3 protein-coding genes are annotated in these 2,913 nt (G+C 50.8%); all 3 read left to right on the forward strand.

Annotated elements, in window-relative coordinates; all coding sequences use genetic code 11:
• Positions 1-1,252: 1-deoxy-D-xylulose-5-phosphate synthase N-terminal domain-containing protein (locus Q0526_RS06630; RefSeq protein WP_298731826.1), on the forward strand; the 1,252-nt coding region annotated here is incomplete at its 5' end.
• The gene (locus Q0526_RS06635; RefSeq protein WP_298731828.1) at positions 1,249-2,070 is read left to right on the forward strand and encodes a TlyA family RNA methyltransferase; all 822 of its coding nucleotides are present in this window, start codon (positions 1,249-1,251) and stop codon (positions 2,068-2,070) included. The genes Q0526_RS06630 and Q0526_RS06635, both read left to right, overlap by 4 nt.
• Positions 2,071-2,087: 17 nt before the next feature.
• The coding region (locus Q0526_RS06640) for an NAD(+)/NADH kinase (RefSeq protein WP_298731830.1) at positions 2,088-2,913 on the forward strand (826 nt) is incomplete at its 3' end.

The raw sequence follows: 2,913 nt of genomic DNA on the forward strand, positions 1-2,913 counted from the left end.
TGTCCTCGAGAGCATTCCGTTGGCTGGCAACGCACTGGTAAAGCTGCTGCAAGACGGGAAAAAATTTGTGCGCCGTGGTATTTATCACTCAACGATGTTTGAAGAAATGGGGTTCCAATATATCGGACCTGTGGATGGCCACGATGTGATCCTCTTGGATCATATGCTGAACAACTTGCGGGAACAGTATGCGCCTATATTTTTGCATGTCGTGACCCAGAAGGGGAAAGGCCTAAAACCGGCAGAGGAGAATCCTGGAGAATTTCATGCAGTATCCTCCATCGATCTCAATCATTTGACGGATCCGGAATTGTCACCGAAAGATTCTTTTTCTACGATCTTTGGTTCTGCGTTGGCAGAGCTGGGCGATGAGGAGCCGCGCCTGTGTGCAATTACGGCTGCCATGAAATACGGCACCGGCCTCAACTTCTTTAAGCATGCACATGAAGAACGCTTCTTTGATGTGGGAATGGCAGAAGAACATGCAGTGAGCTTCGCTGCAGGTTTGGCCAGCCAAGGGCTATTGCCGGTAGTGGCCATTTATTCGACCTTCTTCCAGCGTGCCTACGACCAGATCATCCATGATGTGAATTTGATGAAGTTGGACGTTCTGTTTGCGGTGGATCGCGCCGGCTTGGTTCCGGGAGATGGCGAAACGCATCAAGGCATCTACGATACGGCTTTCTTTAGCCAGATCGGTATTCCCGTATATGCTCCGGCAAATTATGAGGAACTGCAATATTGGCTGCGCTATCTGGTGCAGCAGGCTCGCGGCCCACGGGCAATTCGCTATGCCCGTGGTGAAGTGAAGCCCGCTCTGGAGGCGTTAGGCTGCAGTGGAAATCCGTTTGACCGCATTGAGACCCGAGCCAATGCACGTGTGGCGTTGGTTAGTTATGGCGCGGAAGCCGAAGAAATCATTGCAGCTTGTGACTTACTCCAACAGAAGGGCGTCGCGGCAGACTGTTATAAATTGGTACGGCTGTATCCGCTGCCGGAAGGGTTGTGCAATGCACTTTCCCAATACGATTGTATTCTTTTTGCAGAAGATTCTGTTCGAACGGGCAGCATCGGGGAACAGTTGTCCTTTGCAATGCAGCAAAATGGTTGGAAGGGCACCTACCTTCTGCATGGTGTGGATAACACCCATCTGCTGCATGCCAATGTTCCGCAGCTTCGCCGTGACCAAAAACTGGATGCGGCGGCGCTGACGGCTGATGTATTGGCCCATATAAAGGAGAAAACTTTATGAGCAAAATCCGTCTGGATCAATATCTTTGCCAGAATGGCCTTGTACAAAGCCGAGAACGCGCCAAGGCGTTGATCATGTCCGGCATCGTTTTTGTCAATGAGCAAAAGGTGGACAAAGCCGGAGAAATGATTGCACCGGATGCAAAGGTGGAAGTACGTGGCCACGACATTGGGTATGTCAGCCGTGGTGGGTTAAAGCTGGAAAAAGCTATGCAGGTATTTCCCATGCGCCCTGACGGAAAAGTCTGTATGGATATTGGAGCTTCTACCGGCGGGTTTACCGATTGTATGCTGCAAAACGGTGCGGTTAAGGTATACGCTGTGGATGTGGGATATGGTCAGTTGGCTTGGAGCTTGCGGACGGATGAACGTGTCATCAATATGGAACGGACCAACATTCGCAATGTAAAGCCGGAAGATCTCGAGGATCAGATTGCCTTTTTTAGTGTGGATGTTTCGTTTATTTCCCTAAAGCATATTTTCCCGGTGGCGGACCAGATTTGCACCCCGGAGGCGGTAGGCGTATGTCTTGTGAAGCCCCAGTTTGAAGCCGGACGCGAAAAGGTCGGTAAGAAAGGCGTTGTGCGAGATCCAGCAACCCATCGGGAAGTTTTAGAGATGACACAGGGATATGCACTGGCCAATCACTTTACGGCGGCAGGTCTGGATTTTTCTCCCATTAAGGGACCGGAAGGCAATATCGAGTTTTTGTTGTATGTACAGCATAGCGAAAAACCACAACCGTTGCCGCAGGGCCGCATAGAGGAAGTAGTGCGTGCGGCTCACGAAATGTTGGACAAGGCACCCAATTTACATTGAAGGAAAGGACGACACGTATGACGGTCTTGCTCATTCCCAACACCATCAAAGACCGGGAATTAGCGGTTACCAGCCGTGTGGCCAATATGCTGCACGATTTGGGGGCAACGGTTCTTGTTCCGCAAGAGGAAATGCTCTCCTCACTGCCATATGTGACGCCTATGCCGGAGGATGAGGCTTACCGGCAGGCCGATCAGGTAATCACCATTGGTGGTGACGGAACTTTGCTGCGCAGTGGACACGCTTGTATCCTCCATCATAAGCCGGTGTTGGGAGTGAATTTGGGGCGCACAGGTTTTTTGGCAACCTGCGAGGTGGAAGAACTGCCCCAAAAATTGCAGATGTTGGCTAAAGGGGCCTATACAGTTTCTTACCGTGGACTTTTATCTGCGTGTGCCATAGAAACGGATTGGCAGGCAAAAGCGATCAATGATTTGGTAGTATTTGGCAAAACCCGTATGCATCCGATGGATTATAGTGTGTATTGCGACGGGTCTTTTGTCAGCCGTTATCGCAGCGATGGTCTGATTGTGGCAACACCTACCGGCTCTACGGCATACTCCTTTTCTGCTGGCGGCCCGGTTCTGGACGGCGCTGCAGATGTTATGGTGTTGACACCTGTCTGCGCGCATAATGTACATACAGCGCCTTTGGTCTTTGCAGCACATCGCGTCTTGGAAATTGTAGCCAACGAAGATAACCGTGACGCATGCTATGTTTGTGCGGATAGTGGGCCTTGCCATGTCTTACAACCGGGAGCTCGGATCCGTGTTACCGCTGCGGAGGAAAAGCTACAGCTGATTACCTTTCAGGAGTCCGAACAGTTTTGTGCTATAGAAAATA

The organism is uncultured Subdoligranulum sp., from assembly GCF_937890665.1.